The 21,198-nt window shown below is 68.9% G+C and carries 14 protein-coding genes and 1 pseudogene; 11 read left to right on the top strand and 4 right to left on the bottom strand.

Going from position 1 to position 21,198, the window contains the following annotated elements; all coding sequences use genetic code 11:
• Positions 1-314 precede the first annotated feature (314 nt).
• Complete coding sequence (locus tag ODJ79_RS35000; RefSeq protein WP_263027939.1) at positions 315-7,319, top strand: polymorphic toxin-type HINT domain-containing protein; 7,005 nt, start codon at positions 315-317, stop codon at positions 7,317-7,319.
• Between the two features lie 41 nt (positions 7,320-7,360).
• On the top strand, positions 7,361-7,822 hold the full coding sequence (locus ODJ79_RS34995) for a hypothetical protein (RefSeq protein WP_263027938.1): 462 nt from the start codon (positions 7,361-7,363) through the stop codon (positions 7,820-7,822).
• Positions 7,823-7,931: 109 nt separating this feature from the next.
• On the opposite strand, the pseudogene ODJ79_RS34990 reads toward ODJ79_RS34995, so the two are convergent.
• Together ODJ79_RS34990 and ODJ79_RS34985 are read right to left on the bottom strand one after the other, a co-directional pair.
• Positions 7,932-9,268, bottom strand: a pseudogene (locus ODJ79_RS34990) (ISL3 family transposase).
• 229 nt (positions 9,269-9,497) lie between these two features.
• Positions 9,498-10,106, bottom strand: coding sequence for a TetR/AcrR family transcriptional regulator (locus ODJ79_RS34985; protein ID WP_263027937.1), 609 nt, complete (start codon positions 10,104-10,106; stop codon positions 9,498-9,500).
• Positions 10,107-10,168: 62 nt separating this feature from the next.
• Between ODJ79_RS34985 and ODJ79_RS34980 the strand changes: the two genes are divergently transcribed.
• The 3 genes from ODJ79_RS34980 (at position 10,169) to ODJ79_RS34970 (ending at position 11,897) form a co-directional block, all read left to right on the top strand.
• Positions 10,169-10,600 carry a VOC family protein gene (locus ODJ79_RS34980; RefSeq protein WP_263027936.1) on the top strand — a complete coding sequence of 144 codons (432 nt, stop codon included), beginning with the start codon at positions 10,169-10,171 and terminating at the stop codon, positions 10,598-10,600.
• A 113-nt stretch (positions 10,601-10,713) separates the two neighbouring features.
• The gene (locus ODJ79_RS34975) at positions 10,714-11,175 is read left to right on the top strand and encodes a peptidoglycan-binding domain-containing protein (protein ID WP_263027935.1); all 462 of its coding nucleotides are present in this window, start codon (positions 10,714-10,716) and stop codon (positions 11,173-11,175) included.
• A gap of 107 nt (positions 11,176-11,282) precedes the next feature.
• Positions 11,283-11,897, top strand: a complete 615-nt coding sequence (locus ODJ79_RS34970; RefSeq protein WP_263027934.1) for a dihydrofolate reductase family protein — start codon at positions 11,283-11,285, stop codon at positions 11,895-11,897.
• A 23-nt stretch (positions 11,898-11,920) separates the two neighbouring features.
• Here the strand turns inward: ODJ79_RS34970 and ODJ79_RS34965 are convergent, their stop codons facing one another.
• Together ODJ79_RS34965 and ODJ79_RS34960 are read right to left on the bottom strand one after the other, a co-directional pair.
• Positions 11,921-12,991, bottom strand: a complete 1,071-nt coding sequence (locus ODJ79_RS34965; protein WP_263027933.1) for a hypothetical protein — start codon at positions 12,989-12,991, stop codon at positions 11,921-11,923.
• A complete protein-coding gene (locus tag ODJ79_RS34960) occupies positions 12,991-13,308 on the bottom strand; it encodes a PadR family transcriptional regulator (RefSeq protein ID WP_263027932.1) in 318 nt (105 codons plus the stop codon). Before ODJ79_RS34960 ends, ODJ79_RS34965 begins: the two co-directional genes overlap by 1 nt.
• 119 nt (positions 13,309-13,427) lie before the next feature.
• On the opposite strand from ODJ79_RS34960, the gene ODJ79_RS34955 reads away from it, so the two are divergent.
• From ODJ79_RS34955 to ODJ79_RS34930, 6 genes are all read left to right on the top strand, one after another.
• On the top strand, positions 13,428-13,928 hold the full coding sequence (locus tag ODJ79_RS34955) for a hypothetical protein (protein WP_263027931.1): 501 nt from the start codon (positions 13,428-13,430) through the stop codon (positions 13,926-13,928).
• The gene (locus ODJ79_RS34950; protein ID WP_263027930.1) at positions 13,928-15,319 is read left to right on the top strand and encodes a hypothetical protein; all 1,392 of its coding nucleotides are present in this window, start codon (positions 13,928-13,930) and stop codon (positions 15,317-15,319) included. The genes ODJ79_RS34955 and ODJ79_RS34950 overlap by 1 nt, the downstream gene beginning before the upstream one ends.
• A complete protein-coding gene (locus tag ODJ79_RS34945) occupies positions 15,316-16,641 on the top strand; it encodes a vWA domain-containing protein (RefSeq protein ID WP_263027929.1) in 1,326 nt (441 codons plus the stop codon). The genes ODJ79_RS34950 and ODJ79_RS34945 overlap by 4 nt, the downstream gene beginning before the upstream one ends.
• A gap of 20 nt (positions 16,642-16,661) precedes the next feature.
• Positions 16,662-17,774, top strand: coding sequence for an ATP-binding protein (locus ODJ79_RS34940; protein WP_263027928.1), 1,113 nt, complete (start codon positions 16,662-16,664; stop codon positions 17,772-17,774).
• Complete coding sequence (locus ODJ79_RS34935) at positions 17,771-20,527, top strand: DUF5682 family protein (RefSeq protein ID WP_263027927.1); 2,757 nt, start codon at positions 17,771-17,773, stop codon at positions 20,525-20,527. Before ODJ79_RS34940 ends, ODJ79_RS34935 begins: the two co-directional genes overlap by 4 nt.
• A gap of 72 nt (positions 20,528-20,599) precedes the next feature.
• On the top strand, positions 20,600-21,136 hold the full coding sequence (locus tag ODJ79_RS34930) for a DUF1851 domain-containing protein (RefSeq protein WP_263027926.1): 537 nt from the start codon (positions 20,600-20,602) through the stop codon (positions 21,134-21,136).
• Positions 21,137-21,198: the final 62 nt, after the last annotated feature.

The following is a 21,198-nucleotide window of genomic DNA, read 5'->3' as shown; positions in this document are numbered from 1 at the left end:
GTGGCCCCGACTTCGACCCCGCCTGCCCCGGCTGAACACCGACGTTCCAGGCCGAATAGGGGTAATTGGACTAGCATCCAAAAATTTAAGTGACCAAATGCATGGCGGTACAGACAAGGACGCTGTGCGGCCGTAGTCTGCTCCCGCCGGAATCGGCGATCATTCGGTAGGAATCACCGTCGTACCACCGTCCTCAGAGGACTTCCGGCACGACGTACGGGGAAAGGCCGCGGTCGATGCTGTCCAGAAAACGCCTTCGTGCTCCTCGCCGAGCGCATCTCGCCGCCGCCGTCATCCTGGCGGTGATCCCGGCCTTGACCAACACCGTCCTGCCGGACGACGCGGCTGCCGCACCTCGCGGCGTGACGTTGCCGACCGCACCGGCCACCAAGCGGGTGACCCTCGGCAAGTCCAGGGCCGTACGCCATCAGGCGCCGCCGAAGCCGTACGCCAAATTCGACCCGTCCGGTCATGCCTCGTTGCCGGGCGCGACGACGGCGGACGTGACGTTGACTGCCGCGACGGCCGGCAAACGCGTCCCGGCCGGCTCGTCGCCGGTGTCGCTGTGGCCGGCCGGTCATGGCACCGCACCGATCGGCGTACGTGTGCAGACCGTCGATCAGAAGACCGCCGTCAAGGCCGGCGTCCACGGCGTCATGTTCACGCTCAAGAGCACCGCCGGCGCCGGCGCCGTCGGCGTCACAGTGGACGACACGACCTTCCGCAACGCGTACGGCGGCGACTACGCGGCCCGGCTGCACCTGGTCCGGCTGCCCGGCTGCGCGCTGACCCAGCCCACCGCCGCCCGCTGCCAGACCCAGACGCCGCTGACCACTCCGGCCAGCACGCCCCTGTCCGCCCAGGTCACCCTCACCGCGCCAACCGCGGCCGGCGCGACGACGGCGAACGTCACGGTACTGGCGGCCACCACGAGCACCAGCAGCTCATCCGGGGATTACACGGCCACCAGCCTCTCGCCCGGCGGAACCTGGTCGGCGGCCGGCAACACCGGCGCGTTCACGTACAGCTACCCCGTTTCGGTCCCGGCCGCCGTCGGGGGTGCCGCGCCGACCATCGCGCTGAGCTACAACTCGTCGTCGCAGGACGCCCGCACCGAAGGGACCAACGACCAGTCCTCCTGGCTGGGCGACGGGTGGTCCTCGACCGAGAGCTACATCGAGCGCACCTACAAGTCCTGTACCGACGTCACCGGCTCGGGCGCGCCGACCGGCGACGGCGACCAGTGCTGGGACGGGCAGATTCTGACGCTCTCGCTCAACGGCACCTCGACCCCGATCGTGTACGACGCCGGCGCGAACAAATTCCGCCCGGCCGACGACGACTCCACGACGAAGATCGAGGACCTCAGCGGCACGGCCGGTACGGACAACGGCACGAGTAACCGTGAGTACTTCCGCGTCACCGAGGACGGGGTGCAGTACTACTTCGGCCTCAACCGGCTGCCCGGCTGGGCCGCCGGCGACGAGACCACCCAATCGGCGTGGACCGTTCCGGTCTACCGGGCGCACGCCGGGGTGGGCGACTGCCCCGACGGATCCTTCGCCGACACCGCCTGCACCCTGGGCTACCGATTCAACCTCGATTACTCGGTCGACCTGCACGGCAACGCCACCGCCTACTACTACACGCCGGAGACCGGCTACTACGGCGCCGACATGAAGAACACCGCGGTGGCGTACACCCGCGGCGGCACGCTCAAGCGGATCGACTACGGCATGACCGCGTCGACGATCTACTCCGCGACCGCGCCCGAGCAGGTGGTCTTCGACGCCACCGCGGAGCGGTGCATCGCGGGCGCCCCGGCGGGCAACACCTGCTCGAACGACCAGTTCACGGTGTCGCACCCGGAGTACTGGCCGGACACACCGATCGACCTCAACTGCGCCGCCGGAGCCACCGACTGCACCAACCACGGCGCGAGTTTCTGGTCACGTAAGCGACTCACCTCGATCACCACCCAGGTGCAGGTCGGCGGCGCGACCAAGCAGGTCGACCGCTACGACTTCACGCAGACGTTCCCCGACGGCGGCGACCACCCGCCCACCCTGTGGCTCGCCTCGATCACCCACACCGGCCTGGACCGGCTCGGCGGCGCGGCCGCCGACACATCCGCGGGGACGGTGAGTTTCGGGACACCGCTGCAGCTGCCGAACCGAGTCGGCACGCTGCCCGGCCCGCAGCTGATGTACCACAACCGGATCCAGACCGTGCTCACCGAAACCGGTGCGGAAACGACGATCGTCTACAACACGCCGGACTGTTCGGGCCTACCGGCCACCAACACGCAGGATCCGGCCGACACCGACGTGAAGGCGTTCGCGTCGACCAACAAGACCGGCTGCTTCCCGGTCTACTGGACGCCCGAGGCGCAGCCCGCCCCGCTGGTGGACTGGTTCTACACCCACCCGGTCCGGTCGGTGACCACGACCGACGGGCACGACAGCTACCAGGACGGCTCCGAGCCGGAGCTGGTCACCGAGTACAGCTACGTGGGTAACCCGGGCTGGCACTACGACGACAACGAGGTGACCAAGGCCAAGTACCGCACCTGGGGCCAGTTCCGGGGCTATCCCGAGGTCGACGTGACCACCGGCGATCCGAGCATCTTCCACAAGACCAACGGAGCCAAGGTCTTCGACCAGAAGACGTTGACCAAGACGTACTACTTCCTCGGCATGAACGGCGACACCATGCCGAGCGGCACCCGCAGCGTCCCCGCACTGACCAGCCAGGACGGCACCATCTCGGTCGCCGACAACAGCGTCCTGGCGGGTCAGGTCTTCGAGACCGACACCTACACCGGCGTCGGCGGCACGATCGACAACACCGCCGTCACCGTCCCGACGATCATCGGACCGACCGCCACCCGTACCCGATCGGGCTTGCCGGCGTTGACCGCCCAGATGGTGCGTACCGCCAAGACCGTGACCCGGCAGTCCGTCTCCTACGGCTGGCGCAAGACCGAGAAGGACAGCTTCTACAACACCACACTCGGGCAGAGCACGACCGGCATGGAAGTCCAGTCGGACGACCGTGGCGAGGTCGGAGCCGCCGGCAACACCCCGGTGTGCACCTTCACCCGGTACGTCGACGGCGCCAAAGACACCCTGGTCCTCCCGGCCGAGATCATCACCACCACCCAGGACTGCAACGGTGGCGCAGCGACACCGACCGGCACTCTCACGGCGGACGCCCGAACCTCCTACGACAACCACGGCTTCGTCTACAACGGCGACGGCCAGAGCAACCCGGCCCTGCCGACCGCCGGTGACGCGACCCTGATCCAGACCGCCTCCACGGCCAGCGGCACCACGGTCAGCGCCTTCGTCGACACCGTCAAGACCGCCTACGACTCCTACGGCCGGAAGACCTCGATCACGCGCACGCCCAACTCGAAGTCGCCCAGTGGCTCGAGCCTGTCGCAAAGCTCGTATTCGAAATTCTCTCCCGCAACCGGAGCGCTACCCACCCAGGTCACCACGATCACGCAGGTGACACCGGGCGCGAGTTGTGCCGCGGCCACCTCGTCGAGCAAGGACTGCGAACTCGCCACCACGGTACTGGACCCCGCCCGCCAGCAGGCAACCGCCAAGACCAACGTCGCCGGGCAACTCACCTCGCTGACCTACGACGCGCTCGGCCAACTAACCGCGGTGTGGCTGCCGAACAAGAGCAAGGCCGCCGGAGCCGCCGCCAACCTGACCTACACCTACCAGCTGTCCAGCACCGGCCCGACCGTCATCACCAGCAACACGCTGCTCGAGGACGGCACCTACAGCCAGAACGAGACCCTCTCCGACGCCTTCCTGCGCCCATTGGAAACACAGAAGACCGGAGAGAACGGCAGCATCACGGTCACCGACACGCAGTACGACTCAAACGGCTGGACCGTGATCACCAACAACGGCTACTCCGCCGCCGGAACCCCGAGCAGCAAGCTCGTGTCGGACCAGCTGTCACAGGTGTCGATCCCCGACAGTACGGTCATCGACCACGACGGCCGCGGCCACGCCACCCTGACCACCGAGGAACACAACGGCATCCGGACCTGGGACACCCGAGTCGCCTACCGCGGAGACACCACCACCGTGCTCCCGCCCCAGGGCGGCGTCGCCACCACCACGGCCGTCGACGCCCGCGGCCGGACCACCCGACTGGACCAGTACACCGTCGCGCCAACGCTGAACGGATCGGCAGCCACCGGATACGCCGCCTCCGGGGGTACCAGCCAGGCCATCACCTACGAATACACGCCCGGCGGCAAACAATCCAAGGTGACCGGGCCGGACGGCTCGGTGTGGACCTACGGTTTCGACCTGCGTGACCGGCAGATCTCCTCGACCGATCCGGACAGCGGCACCACCACCGTCGGCTACGACGACGCGAACCAAATGGTGTCCACGACCGATGCCCGCAACATCGAGCTCGACTACACCTACGACCTGCTCGGCCGAAAGCTGACGGCAACCGACAAGACGAACGGCAACTTCAAGTTCGCGTCCTGGACGTACGACACGGTGCGGATCGGGCAGCCGACCTCCTCGACGCGGTACGTGCCCGGGGTCACTGGCGGCTACACCGTCGCCGCCACCGGCTACACCGCCCTCAACCACGTGTCCGGCACGACGATCACGCTGCCCGCCGCGGAAAGCCCACTGCCGACCACCTACACCACCAAGTACACCTACAGCACCAACGACGAACTGCTCACCTCGCAGACCGACCCGCGCACCCAGGGCCTGATCGGCGAAACCATTACCTACAATCACGACACCCTCGGCGCGGCCACCACCGCCTCCGGCACCGACCTGTACGCGGCGAGCACCGTCTACACCGACTTCGGGCAGCCCTCGAAGATCACCATGGGCGCGTCCACGAACCAGGCCGCCGAGATCTTCTCCTACGACGATCAGACTCTCCGCCTGACCGAGCGGACGGTGTCCCGGACCCAGGCTCCGGGCCCGCTCGTGGACGACACCACCTACACCTACGACGCCGCCGGCAACCCGCTCTCGACCGTGGACAAGCAGTCGGAGACCGGTAGCACCATCACCGACACCCAGTGCTACCAGTACGACGGGCTGAACCGCCTGACCCAGGCGTGGTCGGCCGTCGGCGACTGCCCCGCGCAAGGCACTGACCCGACCGCGGCCACTGTGTCGAGTTCGGCCGGCTCGTACTGGCAGTCCTACGCATACAGCGCGGTCGGCAACCGCACCCAGGTGGTCGACCACTCGACCACCGGAGGCGTCGACGCGACAACCACTTACCACAACGCCTGCGACAGCAACTGTGCCGGCGTGACCCAGCCACACACGCTCGCCTCGACCAGCGGAGGCTCGGCCCCGACCACCTTCGGCTACGACCCGGACGGACACCTGCAGACCCGCACGCCCACCACCAGCGCCGGACAGAGCCTGAAGTGGGATGACGAGGGCAACCTCGCCGAGGTCGACACCACCGGCGCCAGCCCGACCAGCACCAAGTACCTCTACGACGCCGACGGGCACCAGCTGATCCGCCGCGATCCTGGCCGTACGACGCTCTTCGCCGGCGACACCCAGATCGTGGTCAACACCAGTGTCACCCCTAACGTGCTGCTCGGTGCCGTCCGCACCTACAGCCACGGCGGGACGGGCCAGGCCATCGCGACGCGCTCCAGCCTGGACGGCGGCACCGTCGACTATCTCTTCAACGATCCGCACGGCACCGGCACGCTGGCCCTGGACACCACCACCCAGCAGGCATCCCGCCACCAATACACGCCTTACGGCACTCAACGCGGCAGCGCCAACGCCACCGCCTGGCCGGACATGACACACGGCTACCTCGGCGCCGCGCAGGACACCAGCACCGGCTACACCGACCTCGGCGCCCGCAAGTACGACCCCGCACTCGGCCGGTTCATCAGCGTCGACCCCGTGCTGGAGACCACCGACGCCAACCAGCTCGGCGGCTACGCCTACGCCGGCGACAACCCCATCTCCCACTCGGATCCCAGCGGGCTCTGCAATGCCGACATCTGCGCTCCCAATCTCGACCCTCAAGACAACGGCAAAGCCCCGTCACCCAAGCCGAAGCACCCACGCGTTGTCCACCATCGCCACCTCGATGAAGTCAATAACCTGGACGGCTCGATCGAGCTCGGCGGCATCCACGTCGACGTCGACGCGGTCACCGACGTCCACCAGTTCGCGGTGGACGTCGACCAGCAACTGGACTCCCTGTACAACACGTACGGCCCCGATTGGAGCCTCGACGACACCAGCAAACTCCTCAGGGCGATGAACCTTGCCTGTGCCCTAAAAGGCACCGCCTGCAGAGCCATATACGCAAAGGAACTCTGGGACACAAACGCCAAGCGCCTCGACTATCTCACCCACTGCGGCAGCAAATGCACCCTCGGCAGAGAGATCATGACAGCCAGCGTCGCAGGCCTGGTGGCCGCAGGCGCCGAGGCCGGTGCAGCGAAGGCGTACTCGAGTGCAGAGTCGGTCGCCCTCACCCAAACCGAGCTGGCTGATATCGCTGCTGGAACCTCCTCGCCCGGCTGCCTGACAAACAGCTTCTCCGCGGACACGAAAGTCCTGATGAGCGACGGCTCCACCAAGCCAATCTCACAGGTACGCATCGGCGACAAAGTCCTCGCCACCGACCCCGCAACCGGAAAGACCGCCGCCCACGAAGTCACCGCACTACACGTCAACACCGACACCCAGCTGACCGACCTCACCATCAAAACGCCCGATGGCCGGACTGCAACGCTGCACACCACGGCGCACCACCCCATCTGGAGCCCGCAGCGACACAAATGGGTCGACGCCGCCGCTCTCGGCGCCGACGAGAGGCTCGCCGCCCCGATCCCTCTCTCTCGCCCGATCGTGGGCGCGGTCCGCGCCTTCGCGGGCTCCCGCACGATGTACAACCTGACTGTCGCCGACATCCACACGTACTATGTACTCGCCGGCAACACGCCTGTCCTCGTACATAACGACGGCGGTTTCGTTTGGGTCATTCCCGGCCCTAACGGCGAATTGCTTCCGGGAATACCCGACGGGGCAACCGGAACAATTTCCGATAACGGCAAGGGGATGACCTACCAGATTCCTCGCGGGACCGAAGGAGTCGATCCCCGGGTCACGCAGATGCGCGTTATGGAGCCAACGTCTCGATACCCGAACGGGTACGTTGTGTATATGAACCAGTCTGGTCAGACGGTGAACCCCACAACGGGCCGGACTACAATGGGTAAGAGTGACCCCTACGGACACATTGGGCTGGCGCCATCATGCAAATAGAGGATGTTCTCAAGAAATCGAGCAAGGTGCGTGCAGCGCCCGTGGACGTGGATCCGTTGCGGCAGGAAGATGTCCTTCACGAAGCCCAACTTCTGAGCGCACGCCTGGATGCACTTTCGTCCACGGTTGGACTGTTGTTTGAGCTTCGCACTGCGATGAATTTGATGGAAGGCAATACGGCGGTGCTTGCTGCGCGCGGTGTGCGAGAATTCACATGGTCAGCAGATGAGCAGTACATCGACAAGACCGCTTGGAATATCGTTGGCTCTGAACCGCAATACCTCGACGGGATTTTCGTGCTCAAGATGGCCTTTCTCCCGGTTGCAAGGATGCGACTCGTCGCGACGTCGGCGGCATTTTATGTCGGAGACGTTGTTGGTCTTGCCGAACAGCTGCCCGACTATGTAGAGGACGACGAGGCAACAATCGCAGGAAACTTGCCCAATTGGCAGTCTGTGTTCGAACCGATCTGGGCGACCAGAATCGATGACTCGCTAGTCTGACATTGTGCTGGGGCAGCTACTCTATGTGACGAATGGGGTTCGCCGTCGCTGGAGGGTCTGTCAATTTAACGGCTCTGTCTCATTTTCGGTGGTGACTGTCGGTGAGTGTTCAGCCGAGCAGGATGCGGTGGCGTAGGAGTTCGAAGCTGGCGCGTCCATACATTCGGCGTTTCAGCAGTTTCGTCGGGTGAAGGCGTTCAGGTGGGGCAGGTCTTCGTCCCGGACACCGGTGATCCAGTCGGTGAGCAGCTCCGCGTTGTCATCACAGGGTGTGAGCAGCGCGGCGAACGAGGTCACCAGGTTGGCCAGGGTGGTCATCTGCGGGCAGGCGGTCGGCCTCGACGCGGCCTTGGTGGATGTACTTGTGGAGCGGGTTCAGGCTGCCGGTGTAGCCCGGGTCTTGATCTCGTGGAACAGGTGCAGCACCGGGATCGCGGGGTTCTGTTCGCGGCGGCGGCGTAGGTGCTCGCGGTAGGGGTCGACGAGGGTGAGCCGGTACTTCGGTGCGCGGACCAGCCGTCTGGTTCGGTGACGCTTGACCGTGTTCAGGGACAGGTTCAGCCGGCGCGCGCATTCGAGCAGGCCGACGCCTTCGTCGAGCAGGGCGTGGATCTGCTGCCACCGTTCCCGGGTCGTCGCGGCCTGGGGCCCGTCGCGCGGTGGCGGGCCGGCCTTGGCCCAGCAGACGCTGTGCGCTGCAACCTCTTTGACGACGGCTTCGGCGAGGTTGTGCCACAGATGCCAGCGATCAGCGACCTGGACCGCGTCGGGCAGCGCACGACGGATCGCTTCGGCATAGGTGGCGGGCGAGTCCCGGCAGACGATCTTCACGCCGCGATGCCCACGCAGCCAGGCTTCCAAAGTGTCGGCTCGGCGGCCGGGCAGGACATCGACACGTTCATGAGTCTCGGCATCGATCAGGACCGTCGCGTACTGCCGGCTGCGGCGCAGCGCGAAGTCGTCCACCCCCAGCACCCGCGGCGTCGGCCGCGGTGATGGCGGCAGTCCGAGCAGGATCCGCAGAGCGGTGTGCCGGGAGATCAGCACTGTCAACGCCGATAACAGGCGAGCACCGGCCCGGCCGGCTAACTCCCTGACCACGGCGCCGATCTGGCCGGCCAGCCGTGATGTCCGGCGTTGACAGCGTTCCAGCACGCCGGGGACCTGTTCGCGGCACGTCTGCCGGCAGCCACGGGTCGGGCAGACAAGGCGCCGCACCCGGACCCGCAGCACGACCCGTCGGGCATCGACCGGCACATCGGCGACGACCCGTTCGTGATAGCCATGCACCCGCTGCGACGGTGCCCCGCAGCCCGGACACGCCACGATTCCCAGCGGTGTTCGTGCCTGAATCAGGATCAGTTCGCCCTGCTCAGCGACCCGTTCGATCACTAGCGGAGACAGGCCCGAAAACACGATACGGACCAGTTCATCGACATCAATCATGCGGGCACAACGAGGCCGATCACTTTCCGTCACCACTGAAAGTCAGACAGAGCCGTTAGCGAGACAGTCCCCGATCCACAGGTTCTGAGCATTGCTCGGCTTCGCTGGCTCGGGGGTTGCTGGTGCGGCGTCGGCTGGGTCGGTGCCGGTGTTGGCCTTGTACTTCGCGATGTCCTGGTGCGCGGCCTTGAGGTCGGCGAGTTCCCGGGGCGTTCGTCTGGTCGTGCAGTTAATCCCCGTACAGTGCCGACACCCACAGATGGGTCAGGGTGTCGACGAGGACCGCCCGGTCGTCGAACGGCGGGACGCCGCAGGCGGCCAGGTAGTACAGGCGCTCGCCGGTCCAGGTCAGCGAGGCGGCGAGCGCGTGCACGTCGAGGTCGCCGACCCGGGCGGTGACCTCGGGGTCGTCCTTGATCCGGGCGACCGCCGCCTCGGTGAACGTCGCCATCTGGGCCAGCCATAGTTCGCGCAGCTGCGGGTCGGAGGCCCAGCTTTCCACGATCGCGCGGAGCACGGCCGCGTTCTCCTGCCACAGCCCGGCGCCGGCGTCGATGCCGGCGCGGAGTGCCTCGCGGGGGTCGTCCTGGGCCCGCACCCACGGCTGGGCGGCCCGGTGGCCCGCGCCCACCGCGCGGCGCACCAGGTCGGCCAGCGCCGCCTGTTTGCCGGGGAAGTAGAAGTAGAAGCTGGCCCGGGAGACGCCCGCGGCGGCGATGATGTCGGCGACGCTGAGGGCGTCGAAGGGGCGTTCGCTCAGCAGCCGGCGCAGCGCGTCGAGGATGCGTTCGCGCAGCTCGGAATCGGCCTGCTGGGGCGTGTCACGGCGGGCAACCACGCTGACACCGTACCGCATAGATTGTCTGGACACCGTGACCAGACACTGTGTATGGTCGGTGCATGACGCAGATTGCTGTTCATCTGGTGGTGCACGATCCCGACGCCGCCGCTGCGTGGTATGCCGAGGTGCTCGGCGCGCGGGAGACCGGCCGGGTTCCGCTGCCCGACGGCCGCCCGCTGACGGTGGAGCTGCACGTGGGCGACACCGTGCTCGCACTGGCGGGGGAGTGGCCCGACCGGGGCATGCGCACGCCGGCCGCGCTGGGCGGCACGCCGGCCGCGTTCCACCTGCCGGTGCCGGATGTCGATGCCGTCTGGGACCGGGCGATCGCGGCGGGGGCCACGGCCTTCGAGGCGCCGCACGACGCGTTCTGGGGCGACCGTACGGCGCAGTTCCTCGATCCGTCCGGCCACCGCTGGGCGATCGACCGGCACCTGCGCGACGTCTCCGCCGACGAGATGGCCGAGCAGGTGGCGGCGATGTTCGGCTGAGGTGGACGCCGCCCTCTCCCCAGAGATCGCCGCTCTCTCCCAAGAGATCAAGGACAGTATTGGTGATCCGGGTCGGGCTGGGCGGTAAGACGTAGCGGAAGGAGGCGATTCGCATGGCAGGCACATTGAGCCCGTGGCCCCAGATCAGCCAGGGCGCCAAGGAACATCCGGTACCTACTCTGCAATATCTGCTGCGGGCGCGCGGCAAGACGGTGACGGTCGACGGCCAGTTCGGGCCGCAGACCGACGCGGCGGTCCGTAGCTTCCAGCACGACAAGGGCCTCACCGTCGACGGCATCGTCGGCCCGAAGACCTGGGGTGCGCTGATCATCGAGGTCAAGCAGGGCGCGCAGGGCGACGCGGTGCGCGGCGTGCAGGAGGAGTTCCAGTTCCGCAACCTTTCCGGCGACCCGTCGAAGGGACTTGCGGTCGATGGCATCTTCGGGCCGAAAACCGATGCTGCCGTACGCGATTTCCAGTCCGCGATCCACGCCGACGTGCCGTCGATGGCGGTCGACGGGATCGTCGGCCCGATGACGTGGCAGGCGCTGGTCAGCGGGATGCTGTCGTTCTGACCTTCCGGGAGACACGCCGCTCGGTGGTGATCGCGGTCCCGGTCGCGGTCACCACCGGCCTACCCTGATCTCCGGCGCCTGCTGACACCACCGAAGGGATCACGGCAATGGCAAAGGTCGTCTCCACGCTGTTCATCTCGGCCGACGGTGTGGCCGAGATCGATCTCGACTGGCATTTCCCGTACTTCGACGAGAACATGGGCCGCGCCGTGGGCGAGGACTACGACACGGCCGACGTGCTGCTGATCGGCCGGGTGACGTACGACAGCTTTGCCGGAGCGTGGCCCGGCCGCGAGGCGGCGGGTGGCGACGACGCGTCGTTCGCCAAGCAGCTCGGGGACGTGCGCAAGGTGGTCGTCTCGCGCCAGCCGCTGGAGTTCTCGTGGCGCAACTCCGAGCTGATCGGGGGCGACCTCGTCGAGGCCGTCGCCGCGCTCAAGGCCGATGCCGGCAGCAAGGGCATCCTCATCCCCGGCTCGATCTCCGTGGTGCAGCAGCTGCTCGCCGCGGGACTGATCGACGAGCTGCGCCTGTTGGTGCATCCGGTGGCGGCGCGCAAGGGCCGCCGGCTGTTCGACGACGGAGACACGCCGTACCACCTGAAGGTGACGGCGACCGAGACGTTCCCGACGGGTGTGCTCCGGGTGATCTACGTGCCGACTGAGGCGCCCGCCAAGGTCAGCTACGACGAGGTCAAGGGACAGGTGCCCGAGGGGAAGTAGAACGCCGTCCTTCTCGCCGGAGATCATCCCTGATCCGGCACTACCGCATTTCCGCTGAGGCCTTCCTGGATCGGGAGTGCGGGTGCGCGCCGGGGACGTGCCACGGCGAGGGCGGCGGCGAAGGCGAGCAGGCCCGCGACGGTGCCGGCGGAGGTCAACGGGAAATCGCTCGGGCCGTAGACGACGTAAGGCTCGGGAGAGCCGTGGGCGTAGACCATCACCTGGTACGCATCGCAGTAATGCTGGTACGCGGCGATGATCGCGGCCGCGAAGCCCGCCGTGGACAACACCGTCGCCAGCCGGCGAGGAATTGGTCCGCTTCCTCGCACCCGATATGCCCCCGCCGCGGCCAGCAGCCAGCCCAGCACGGCACCGACGACAATTCCGGCGACGGTCAACGGCCGTACCAGGATCGGCTCCCGCGGCCAGACGTCGATGCGGTAGTCCCCCTGGCCGGCCACGCCGGCGTCGTTGGTAACCGTGCCGCTGCCCGAGAGCCTCGTCGCCCCCTTGGTCGCCTGGAAATAGGCGGACGTCTGCGGGGGGATGGTTATCCCGCCTGTGCTGCTTTCAATACGGGTGGACTGATCGGTGGCCTCCTGCCGGAAGGACGTGAGGTGCCAGCCGGCGGCCGACAGGGCGGACCGGATGCGCTCGGCCGAGTAGTCGCCGGTTCCCGAGGCCCGCACCGCCATGCTCGGTCCGCCCATCGCCGAGGTGTCCGACGCCACCCACGAGAACGAGGGGGCCGACATGCCGGTCACCGCGGTGTTGAGCGCCCACATCTCCGAGGTGGACGGAAGCGGTGCGGCGGTACGCCAGCCCAGCCACGTGCCGGCCGCCGCACCGAAGCCACCCAGCACCACCGCCGCGAGCACGGCGGCCACCCACGCCAACGGCCGGCGGGCGGGCAGCCGGAACCGTTGCCGCAGCCCGCACAGCACCAGATGCAGCATCTGCCCGGCACCGGGGGCGCGCCCCGCCTCCGCCAGATCCACCATGGTCGTGACGATCTCCGGCCCGTGACCGGCCCGGTAATGCCGCGGATAGGCCCACATCAGCCGCCGGAAGCGGCGTTCCAGGCGAGCGCCCATCAGGCACCGCCGAAGGCGATGCGCAACCGCGCCGCCGCCGCTTCCGCGTTCCGGCGAAGCCGCTCCACCTGCGCCGAGAGTGCCGCGGCGCCGGAGTCGGTGAGCCGGTAGTAGCGGCGCAGCCGCCCGTCGACGGCCTCCTCCCGATCAACCTCCACCAGGCCCTGCTCGGTCAGCCGGTCGAGGGCGCCGTACAGCGTCCCGGGCCGCAGCACGACCTCCCCTTGGGACAACTGCTCGACCGCACGGATCACCCCGTACCCGTGTGCCGGCTCCGCCGCCAAGGCGGTCAGGATCAAGAACGTCGGCTCCTGCATGCGCCGGACACTACCTCCACCGATATATAACGTCAACCGTTATATAGGGAGACTCGGCGCGAGTTTTTGTCGGACCCATCCGATACAACTACGCGCACCTGTTCGAAGGAGGATCGGTTGTGACAAGCGAGGGCGTCGCCTACGAGCGGCGCAGCGCAGCCCCTGTCATCGCGTCGGTGCGGCCCCGCAAGCTGGCCAAGGTGCCGTTCGTGGAGCTGGCCGAGGGCCGGCTGCAGGGAGTGGTGTCGAGCGGGTCGGACGTCTCCCGGGTCTACGTTTCGTCGATCACCGCGGGCGAGCACGGCCTGAGCTGCAACACCAACAACAACCGCCCGTGCGGTGGGCTCAGCGGCGCCCACCCCTGCAACCATCTGCGCGCGCTGGTCGAGGCCGCCGTCGCGCAGTACGGTGCCGACCGCGTCGCCCGCTACCTCAAGGTCGAGCCGCCCGAGGACGAGACCGACCTCTGGTCGATGCTGCACCCGATCGCCGCACCCAACCGGACGCCCGAGGTGTTCAGCAGCTTCCTGCGCCACCTTGCCTATCTCGCGTTGCCGCCGAGCGTCGATCCGCTGCCCGAGCTGCAGTGGTTCCCGGCCACCGGCGCGGTGGTGCGGTGATGCTCGCCGACGCGCTCCGCGCACACCCGGCCGGCCTCGACGAGGCGTTCGCCCTGGTCGACGGCCTCGACGACGCTCTCGTGCACGGCCTGGCCCGGCTCGACGACGATCGCGCCGCCGCCCTCGACGCCCTGGTCGCGGCCTTCTCGGCGGCTCCGCTCGCCGATCGGGTCACCGACGCGATCGGCAAGATCATTTCGGGTACGGTGACCGACGAGCATCTGGTCGTGCTCGCCGGTTGCCGGGTGGCCCTGCTCGGTGCGGCGCACGACGCGCTGCTCGCCGGCCTCGACACCGCACTCGGCCGCACCCGCGAGCCGTATCCCGCCGCCGGCGCCACGACCGACGCCGGTCACCCGGCCGCGGGCAGCCGGTCCTGGCTGCGCGAGCTGGCGATCGCCGGCTGGCGGGGCGTCGACCACGAGCTGGCCGCCGGCGGTTCCCCGGCGGTGCAGGCGCTGCTCGACGTCGACCCCGCCATCCCCGACGAGACGAGCGGGCTCCGCCGCCGGCTCGCGGTGCTGCTCGACGGCTTCGCGGCCGAGCTGCGGGCGGCCGCCCCGGTCGCCACCCGGCCGCGGGTGCCGGTGCGTCGCTGGGCCGACCTCTGGGCCCGCGCGCTGATCCTCTCCCAGGACGGCCTGCCCGCCGAGCCGTCCGCCCCGGTCGACGGCCGGCTGTTGATCCTCGGCGCCGACCTGCACGAGCACCCGACCGTGTTCCGTTGCCAGGTGCACGGCCTGCTCGAAACGGCCGGCGGGGTCCGCCTGGTGCGCACCAGCGTGGCCGCGGCCAAGGTCGACACGATCAGCGGTGCGTCCGCCTGGCGCATGCTCTCCGCGTTCCCGATCCTGCTGGCCGGCCTGGCCGAGCATCGCTGCCTCGCCGTGGCGCAGATGACGCTGACCGCCGGCGGCGATCTGATCTGGGACGAGGCGCGCGCCTCGGCAGGGGAGCCGGCCGACCCGTTCGCGAGTGCCCGGGTGCTGCTCGCCGGTGCGGTTGCGGCGTCCACCGCCCCGCTCGACCGGCACCCGTCCGCGATCGCCGAGCCGGTGCTGCTGGAGGGCTACACCGCGACCGCCGAGGCGTTCGATCTGGGCGGCGTCACCGTCGGCCTGGATGTCGACCGGCTGCCCGCGGCCGGCCCGCTCACCCCCGAGCTGGTCGCCGCCTCCACCGCGTGCATCGGGCTGGTGCGGTGCGACGGCGGCCGCTGGGTGGTTCAGCCGATCGCGGTGCAGGCCACCGTCCGCAAGAAGGTGGTCGCCATGCACACCGGCGACTGGGCGCTCGGCCCCCCCGACGCCAAGGCCGCCAAGGCGGAGGCGGCCGCCGGCACCGCCGTCGACGTGTTGCGCGAGCGCGCGGGAAGGCTGCTGCGCCAATGACCACCGACGAGCTGAACCGGCGCACCGAGGCCGAGCGCGCCGACGCCGCGGAAAACCGGCGACAGGTTCTCTACTGGCGACTGCTGGCCCGGCTCTTCGATCCCGAGGAGCAGGCCACGCTCGAGTCGGCGAGCGTCGCGGTCGTCGACGAGCTGGGGCTGCCCACGGCACTGCTCGACCCGACCGTCTCGATCGACAACGTGGTGCAGCGGTTCCCTCAGCTGGCCGCCGAGTTCGACGGCCTGATGACGCCCGGCGACGACGATCGCGAGGGCGAGGTCCGCCGCGCCGCGCTCGCCTCGAAACTGCTGCTCAACGTCTTCGCCACCGGCTCCGGCGAGGTCAGCGCGGGTCAGCTGGCCCGCTGGCAGGCCGACGCCGGCTGGTTCGAGCGCGCGCTCGGTCACGAGCCGGGTCAGCTGCGCGGCCGTCCCGAGGGGGAGGTGCTGGCCGGTCTCGAGGGCGACCTGGTCAAGCGGATGCACCTGCGCGAGGTGCTCGCCGATCCCAAGCTGGCCAAGCAGCTCACCCCCAGCATGTCGTTGATCGAGCAGCTGCTGCGGGACAAGAACAACCTCGACGGTGTCGCGCTCGCCAACGCCAAGCGGCTGATCCGCCGGTTCGTCGACGAGGTCGCCGAGGTGCTGCGCACCCAGGTCGCGCAGGCCGGCGCAGGCACGATCGACCGGACGATCCCGCCGAAGCGGGTGTTCCGCAACCTCGACATCGACCGCACGATCTGGAAAAACCTGCCCAACTGGAACCCCGACGACCAGCGCCTCTACGTCGACCGGCTCTTCTACCGGCAGACCGCGAAACGGGTCACGCCGGCCCGGCTGATCGTCGTGGTCGACCAGTCCGGGTCGATGGTCGACTCGATGGTCAACTGCACCATCCTCGCGTCGATCTTCGCGGGGCTGCCCAAGGTGGACGTTCACCTGATCGCGTACGACACTCGCGCGCTCGACCTCACGCCGTGGGTGCACGACCCGTTCGAGGTGCTGCTGCGCACCAACCTCGGCGGCGGCAACGACGGGCCGGTCGCGATGGCCCTGGCCCGCCCCAAGATCGCCGACCCGCGGAACACCGTGCTGGTGTGGATCTCCGACTTCTACGAGTTCGACCGGTCGCAGCCGCTGTTCGACGGCATCGAGGCGGTGCACCGCTCCGGCGTCCGCTTCATCCCGGTCGGCTCGGTCAACAGCTCCGGCGCCCAGAGCGTCAACCCGTGGTTCCGCCAGCGCTTCAAGGACCTGGGCACCCCGGTGATCTCCGGTCACATCCGCAAGCTCGTCGTCGAGCTCAAGAACTTCATCGCCTGACTCTTGATTCTGGAGAACCCATGACTGAGATGCTGCGCCCGCCCGCCGAGGTCAAGTACGCCGACGAGCTCGACTGGCTCGAGTCGATCGACGACGGGCCGAAACCGTTCTCCTGGCGCCTGAGCCCCAAGATGGTGCGCCTGTTCATCCTCGGCTCCGAGCGCGCCGACGGCCTCGACCGCGAGGTCGAGCAGAAGTGGTACGGCGACCGCAGCTTCGTCGAGCGGTCGATCGTCACCCTCGCCTCCGACCGGGGCCTGCTGCTGATCGGCGACCCGGGCACCGGCAAGAGCTGGCTGGCCGAGCTGCTGGCCGCCGCGATCAGCCGCAACTCCACCCTCGTGGTGCAGGGCACCGCCGGCACCACCGAAGACCACATCAAATACTCGTGGAACGTCTCGATGGTGATCGCCAAGGGCCAGTCCCGGGCCTCGATGATCCCGTCACCGATCATGACCGCGATGGAGGGCGGCGTCATCGGCCGCTTCGAGGAGCTGACCCGCTCCACCAGCGACGTCCAGGACGCGCTGATCTCCATACTCTCCGAGAAGTACATCTCCATCCCCGAGCTCGACGCCGACAACATCGTCTTCGCGAAGCCCGGCTTCTCGATCATCGCGACGGCGAACAGCCGCGACCGCGGGGTCAACGATCTGTCGTCGGCGCTCAAACGGCGGTTCAACTTCGTCCGCATCCCCGTGGTGACCAACAAGAGGAGCGAGGCGGAGATCGTCCGGTTCCGCACCGAGGAGCTGCTGCGCCGGCACAACATCGAGCTCGAGGTGCCGCCCACGCTGCTCGACGTGCTGCTGCAGAGCTTTGCCGACCTGCGTGCCGCGGCCGGCGCGGCCACCAGCGACGAGGAGAAGCTCGAGTCGGCACTGTCCACCGCCGAGCAGATCGGTGTGCTGGAGGACGCGATCCTGCACAGCAACTTCTTCGGCGCCGCCGCGCTGAACGCCGAGACCCTCGCGGGTTCGCTGGTCGGTTCGCTCGCCCGGCGCAGCCCGGAAGACCTGGCCATCCTCAACAAGTACTGGCACGGCGTGGTCGAGCCGCGCAGCAAGGAGAACGGCGGCGAGTGGACCGGCTTCCTGGAGGGCGGCCGCCAGGCGATCGCCACCCTGTCGTGAGCGGGCCCTTCGACGCCCTGCGGGCCCAACTCCTCGGCGCCGCCGAGGCACTCGGCGACGGCCCGGACGCGCTGCCGGAGATCCTCGCCGGGCTGGTGGACGACGTCGAGCACGCGCTGCGCGAGCCGCTGGAGATCTTTCCGGTCTGCCACCACTCGCCGGCCTCCGCGCTGGCCATGGTCCGCCGGCTCCGCGAGAAACAGCCGAAGGTCATCTACCTGGAGCTGTGCGAAGATCTGACGCCGCTGCTGACCGAGCTGCGCAACTGCCGGCTGCCGGTCGCGCTGCAGGCGTTCGCGTCCGAGCTCGACGGATTCCCGGTCGAGTCGGCGCCGCTGAGCGTCATCGCCCCGGTCACCGAGGGCTCCGCCGAATACCAGGCCATCGCGTACGCGGTGGAGACGCCCGGGGTGGAACTGGTGCTCGTCGACCGGTCCACCGACCACGTCTTCCAGTGGCAGCCCTTGGCCAGTGGGCCGCCGGCCGATGCGCCGGAGGATGATCTGCACGGCGACGCGGTCGGCGTCGAGATCGGCGACCTGCGACCCCGCTTCGCCGAGCTGGAGGAGCACCTGCTGCACCACGGACGGGTCCGGCACTGGTCGGAGTGGTGGGACCAGTACGTGGAGCAGCCGCTCGCGGGCGCCGACCATGACACGTACCGGCAAGTGATGGTTTTGATCGGAAGTTTGTTCCGGCGGCTCGCGCCGCACGACACCGCGCGGTGGGACAGCGACGAGGACCGCGAACGGTACATGTGGACCCGCATCCGCGAACACCTGGCCGCGACCGGTGCCGATCGGGCCGACTGCCTGTACGTCTGCGGGGCGTTCCACGCCGCGAGCCGGCTCGCCGAGGTGGGTTCGGCGGACGGCACCCCCGACTTCGAGATCACTCCGCGCACCGGCACGAAGTGGCTGTACGGCCTCATCCCGAGCAGTCACTCCGCGATCGAGGCGCAGTTCGGCCTCGCGCCCGGCTCGGTCTCGATCGCGGCCGCCACCTGGCAGAAGTCGCTCACCAAGACCCGCCTCAAACCGTTCCGCCTGACCGGGCAGAAGGGCCGGGCCGCGCTGCCTTTGCCGAGCGCCGAGGCGGCGCCGACCGATCAGCTCACCGGCTACCTGTCCGGCCCGCCCGTGCTCGGCGGCCTGGACGAGGAGGAGCTGCGCGGCTGGTGCGTGGACATCGTCCGGCTGGCCCGCCGCAACGGCTACCTGGCGAGCACGGCCGACGCGATCGCGATCTTCGAGACGTCGATCCTGCTGGCCGGCATGCGCGGCCGCGCCCGGCCCACGCCCTACGACTTCTCCGATGCCGCGGTCACCTGCATCGAGAAGGACGTCGTCCCCGGTCGCCGGGATGTGCACCGGCTCTGCGAGATCCTGCTCGGCGGCGATCGTGTCGGCCAGGTCGGCTACGACGCGCTGCCGCCGCTGGCCCGCGACGTCTACGACCGGCTCGCCCCGCTCGGGCTCAACCTGGAGCAGCGCACCATCAAGCGCGCCCTGCTCGACCTGGCCGCGAGACCGGAGCTCGCCGACTGCTCCCAGCTGCTCTGGATGCTGCGCTACCTGCTGCCCGACCACGCCGTACGCCCGGTGATCGGCTCTCGCCGCTTGGGCGAGAAGCATTTCCAGGAGAGCTGGGATCTCGACCTCGGCCGCCACCAGCGCACCGTGATCGAGCTCGGCTACGAGGGCGTGACCGTCGAACAGGTGCTGGAGCAGCGCCTGCGCCGGGCCGCGTGGGACCCGAAGGCGACCGCCGCCGTGGCGCTCAAGGCGGTCGAGGACTCGCTGCTCTTCCTCACCGCCCCGCGCCTGACCGACGAGCTGGGCGCGCGGGCGGTCGAGCTGCTGGCCGCCGAGCGCACGGTCGACGACGCCCCGGTGGTCCTGCGTCGCATCCGCCGGCTGCTGGCCCACTACCGCAGCACTGCTCCCGGCCAGTTCTGGCGATCTTTGCCCCGGCACACATTGCCCGGCTGGTGCCAGCGGTTCGTCACCGAGGGGTACGCGCACTACTGCACCCTGCTGCCGACCGCGTTCGTCGACGACGAGGCCGGCGTCCGGCAGGTCGGCGCGATGCTCGGCTTCCTGTTCAGCATGGAGAGCCTGGCGTTGTCGCTCGGCTGCGACCGCACCCAGCTGGAGCTGGCGGTCCGCCAGTCCCACCCCGAGTCGCCGGCCAAGGTGGCCCTGCTCTGGGCGGCCAGGCACCAGCTCGGCGCGCTGTCCCTGGCCGACCTGCGCGCCCGGGTCGACGACCTGCTGGCCAACCCGCTGGTCGTGCCGGCGTTCCCGCAGTACGTGAGCGGTTTCGTGCAGGCGCTGGAGCCGGTGTCGCGGCTGGCGCCGTTCGTGGTCGAGACGTTGTCGAAGGCGTTCGCCCGACTGCCCGATCCGGTGCTGCTGCCGTGGCTGCCCACCCTGATCACCACGCTGCGCGCGCAGGCCGCCGAGCTGGTCCCGGTGCTGACCCGGGAGGCGGGCCGAACGTTCCCCGGCACGCTGGCTGCCCTCGACGACTGGACCGCGCCGTGGAACGCGAGCAGCGCGGCTCCGGTGCGGGCTGTCCCGGCGACCGGGGCCCTCGCGGTCATCGCCGAGCATCCGGCGGCCACCGACGCGGTCGCCAAGCTGCTCGGTTGCGCCGGCGAGTGGCTTGCGTCGGAGCCCGGCCTCGGCCGGCCCGCGGTGCTGCTGACCGAGTTCCCGGAAACGGCCGTGGCAGTGCGGAGGCTGGTATAGGGCGATCAGCAGTCGGAACACTGTGTGGATAGGGCTGGGGTGATCAGACCGATCCTGCTCATGCCGTAAGCCTTGGCCGGCCGCGCTATCGACGTGGCGCTCGCGTACTGGTTGACTGCCGCGGTGCAGCTGACGAGGACCTTCACGCCCGAGCAGTACGCCATGGCGACCGAATCATGGGCTTGGCTCGACCTGGCGGGCAAGACGCCGATCTTCGCCTCGGCGTTCGGCGACATCTTCTTCCGGGCGGCCGACGGCTTCTGGTGGCTGGACACCGTCGAGGGCACGCTCACCCGGCCGTGGCGGACCGCGGACGAGCTGAGCGCCGCCCTGAACTCGGCCGAGGGCAAAGAGCAGTATCTGCTGCGCACGCTGGCGGCCGAGGCCGAGCGGGCGGGCCTGATCCCGGGCCCGGATCAGGTGTACGACTTCAAGGTCACGCCCGCGCTGGGCGGCTCGATCGACGTCAGCAACATCGGCGTCATCGACTTCGTCGTCGGCGTGAACATCTCCGGGCAGTTGCACGACCAGGTGCGAGACCTGCCGGCGGGCACGCGGATCACCGGCGTCACGATCGGCGACGACGGTCAGGTGCGCGTCTCGATGTAGCGGGCCGTGCGCCGCCCGTCAGGCAATCGCCACAGACCGGCGTACTCCGGCACGGCCACGAA

Origin of the sequence: Actinoplanes sp. KI2 (genome assembly GCF_025630775.1) — a bacterium.
GTDB lineage: Bacteria > Actinomycetota > Actinomycetes > Mycobacteriales > Micromonosporaceae > Actinoplanes.
This window is presented reverse-complemented; position numbering and strand designations above follow the sequence as displayed.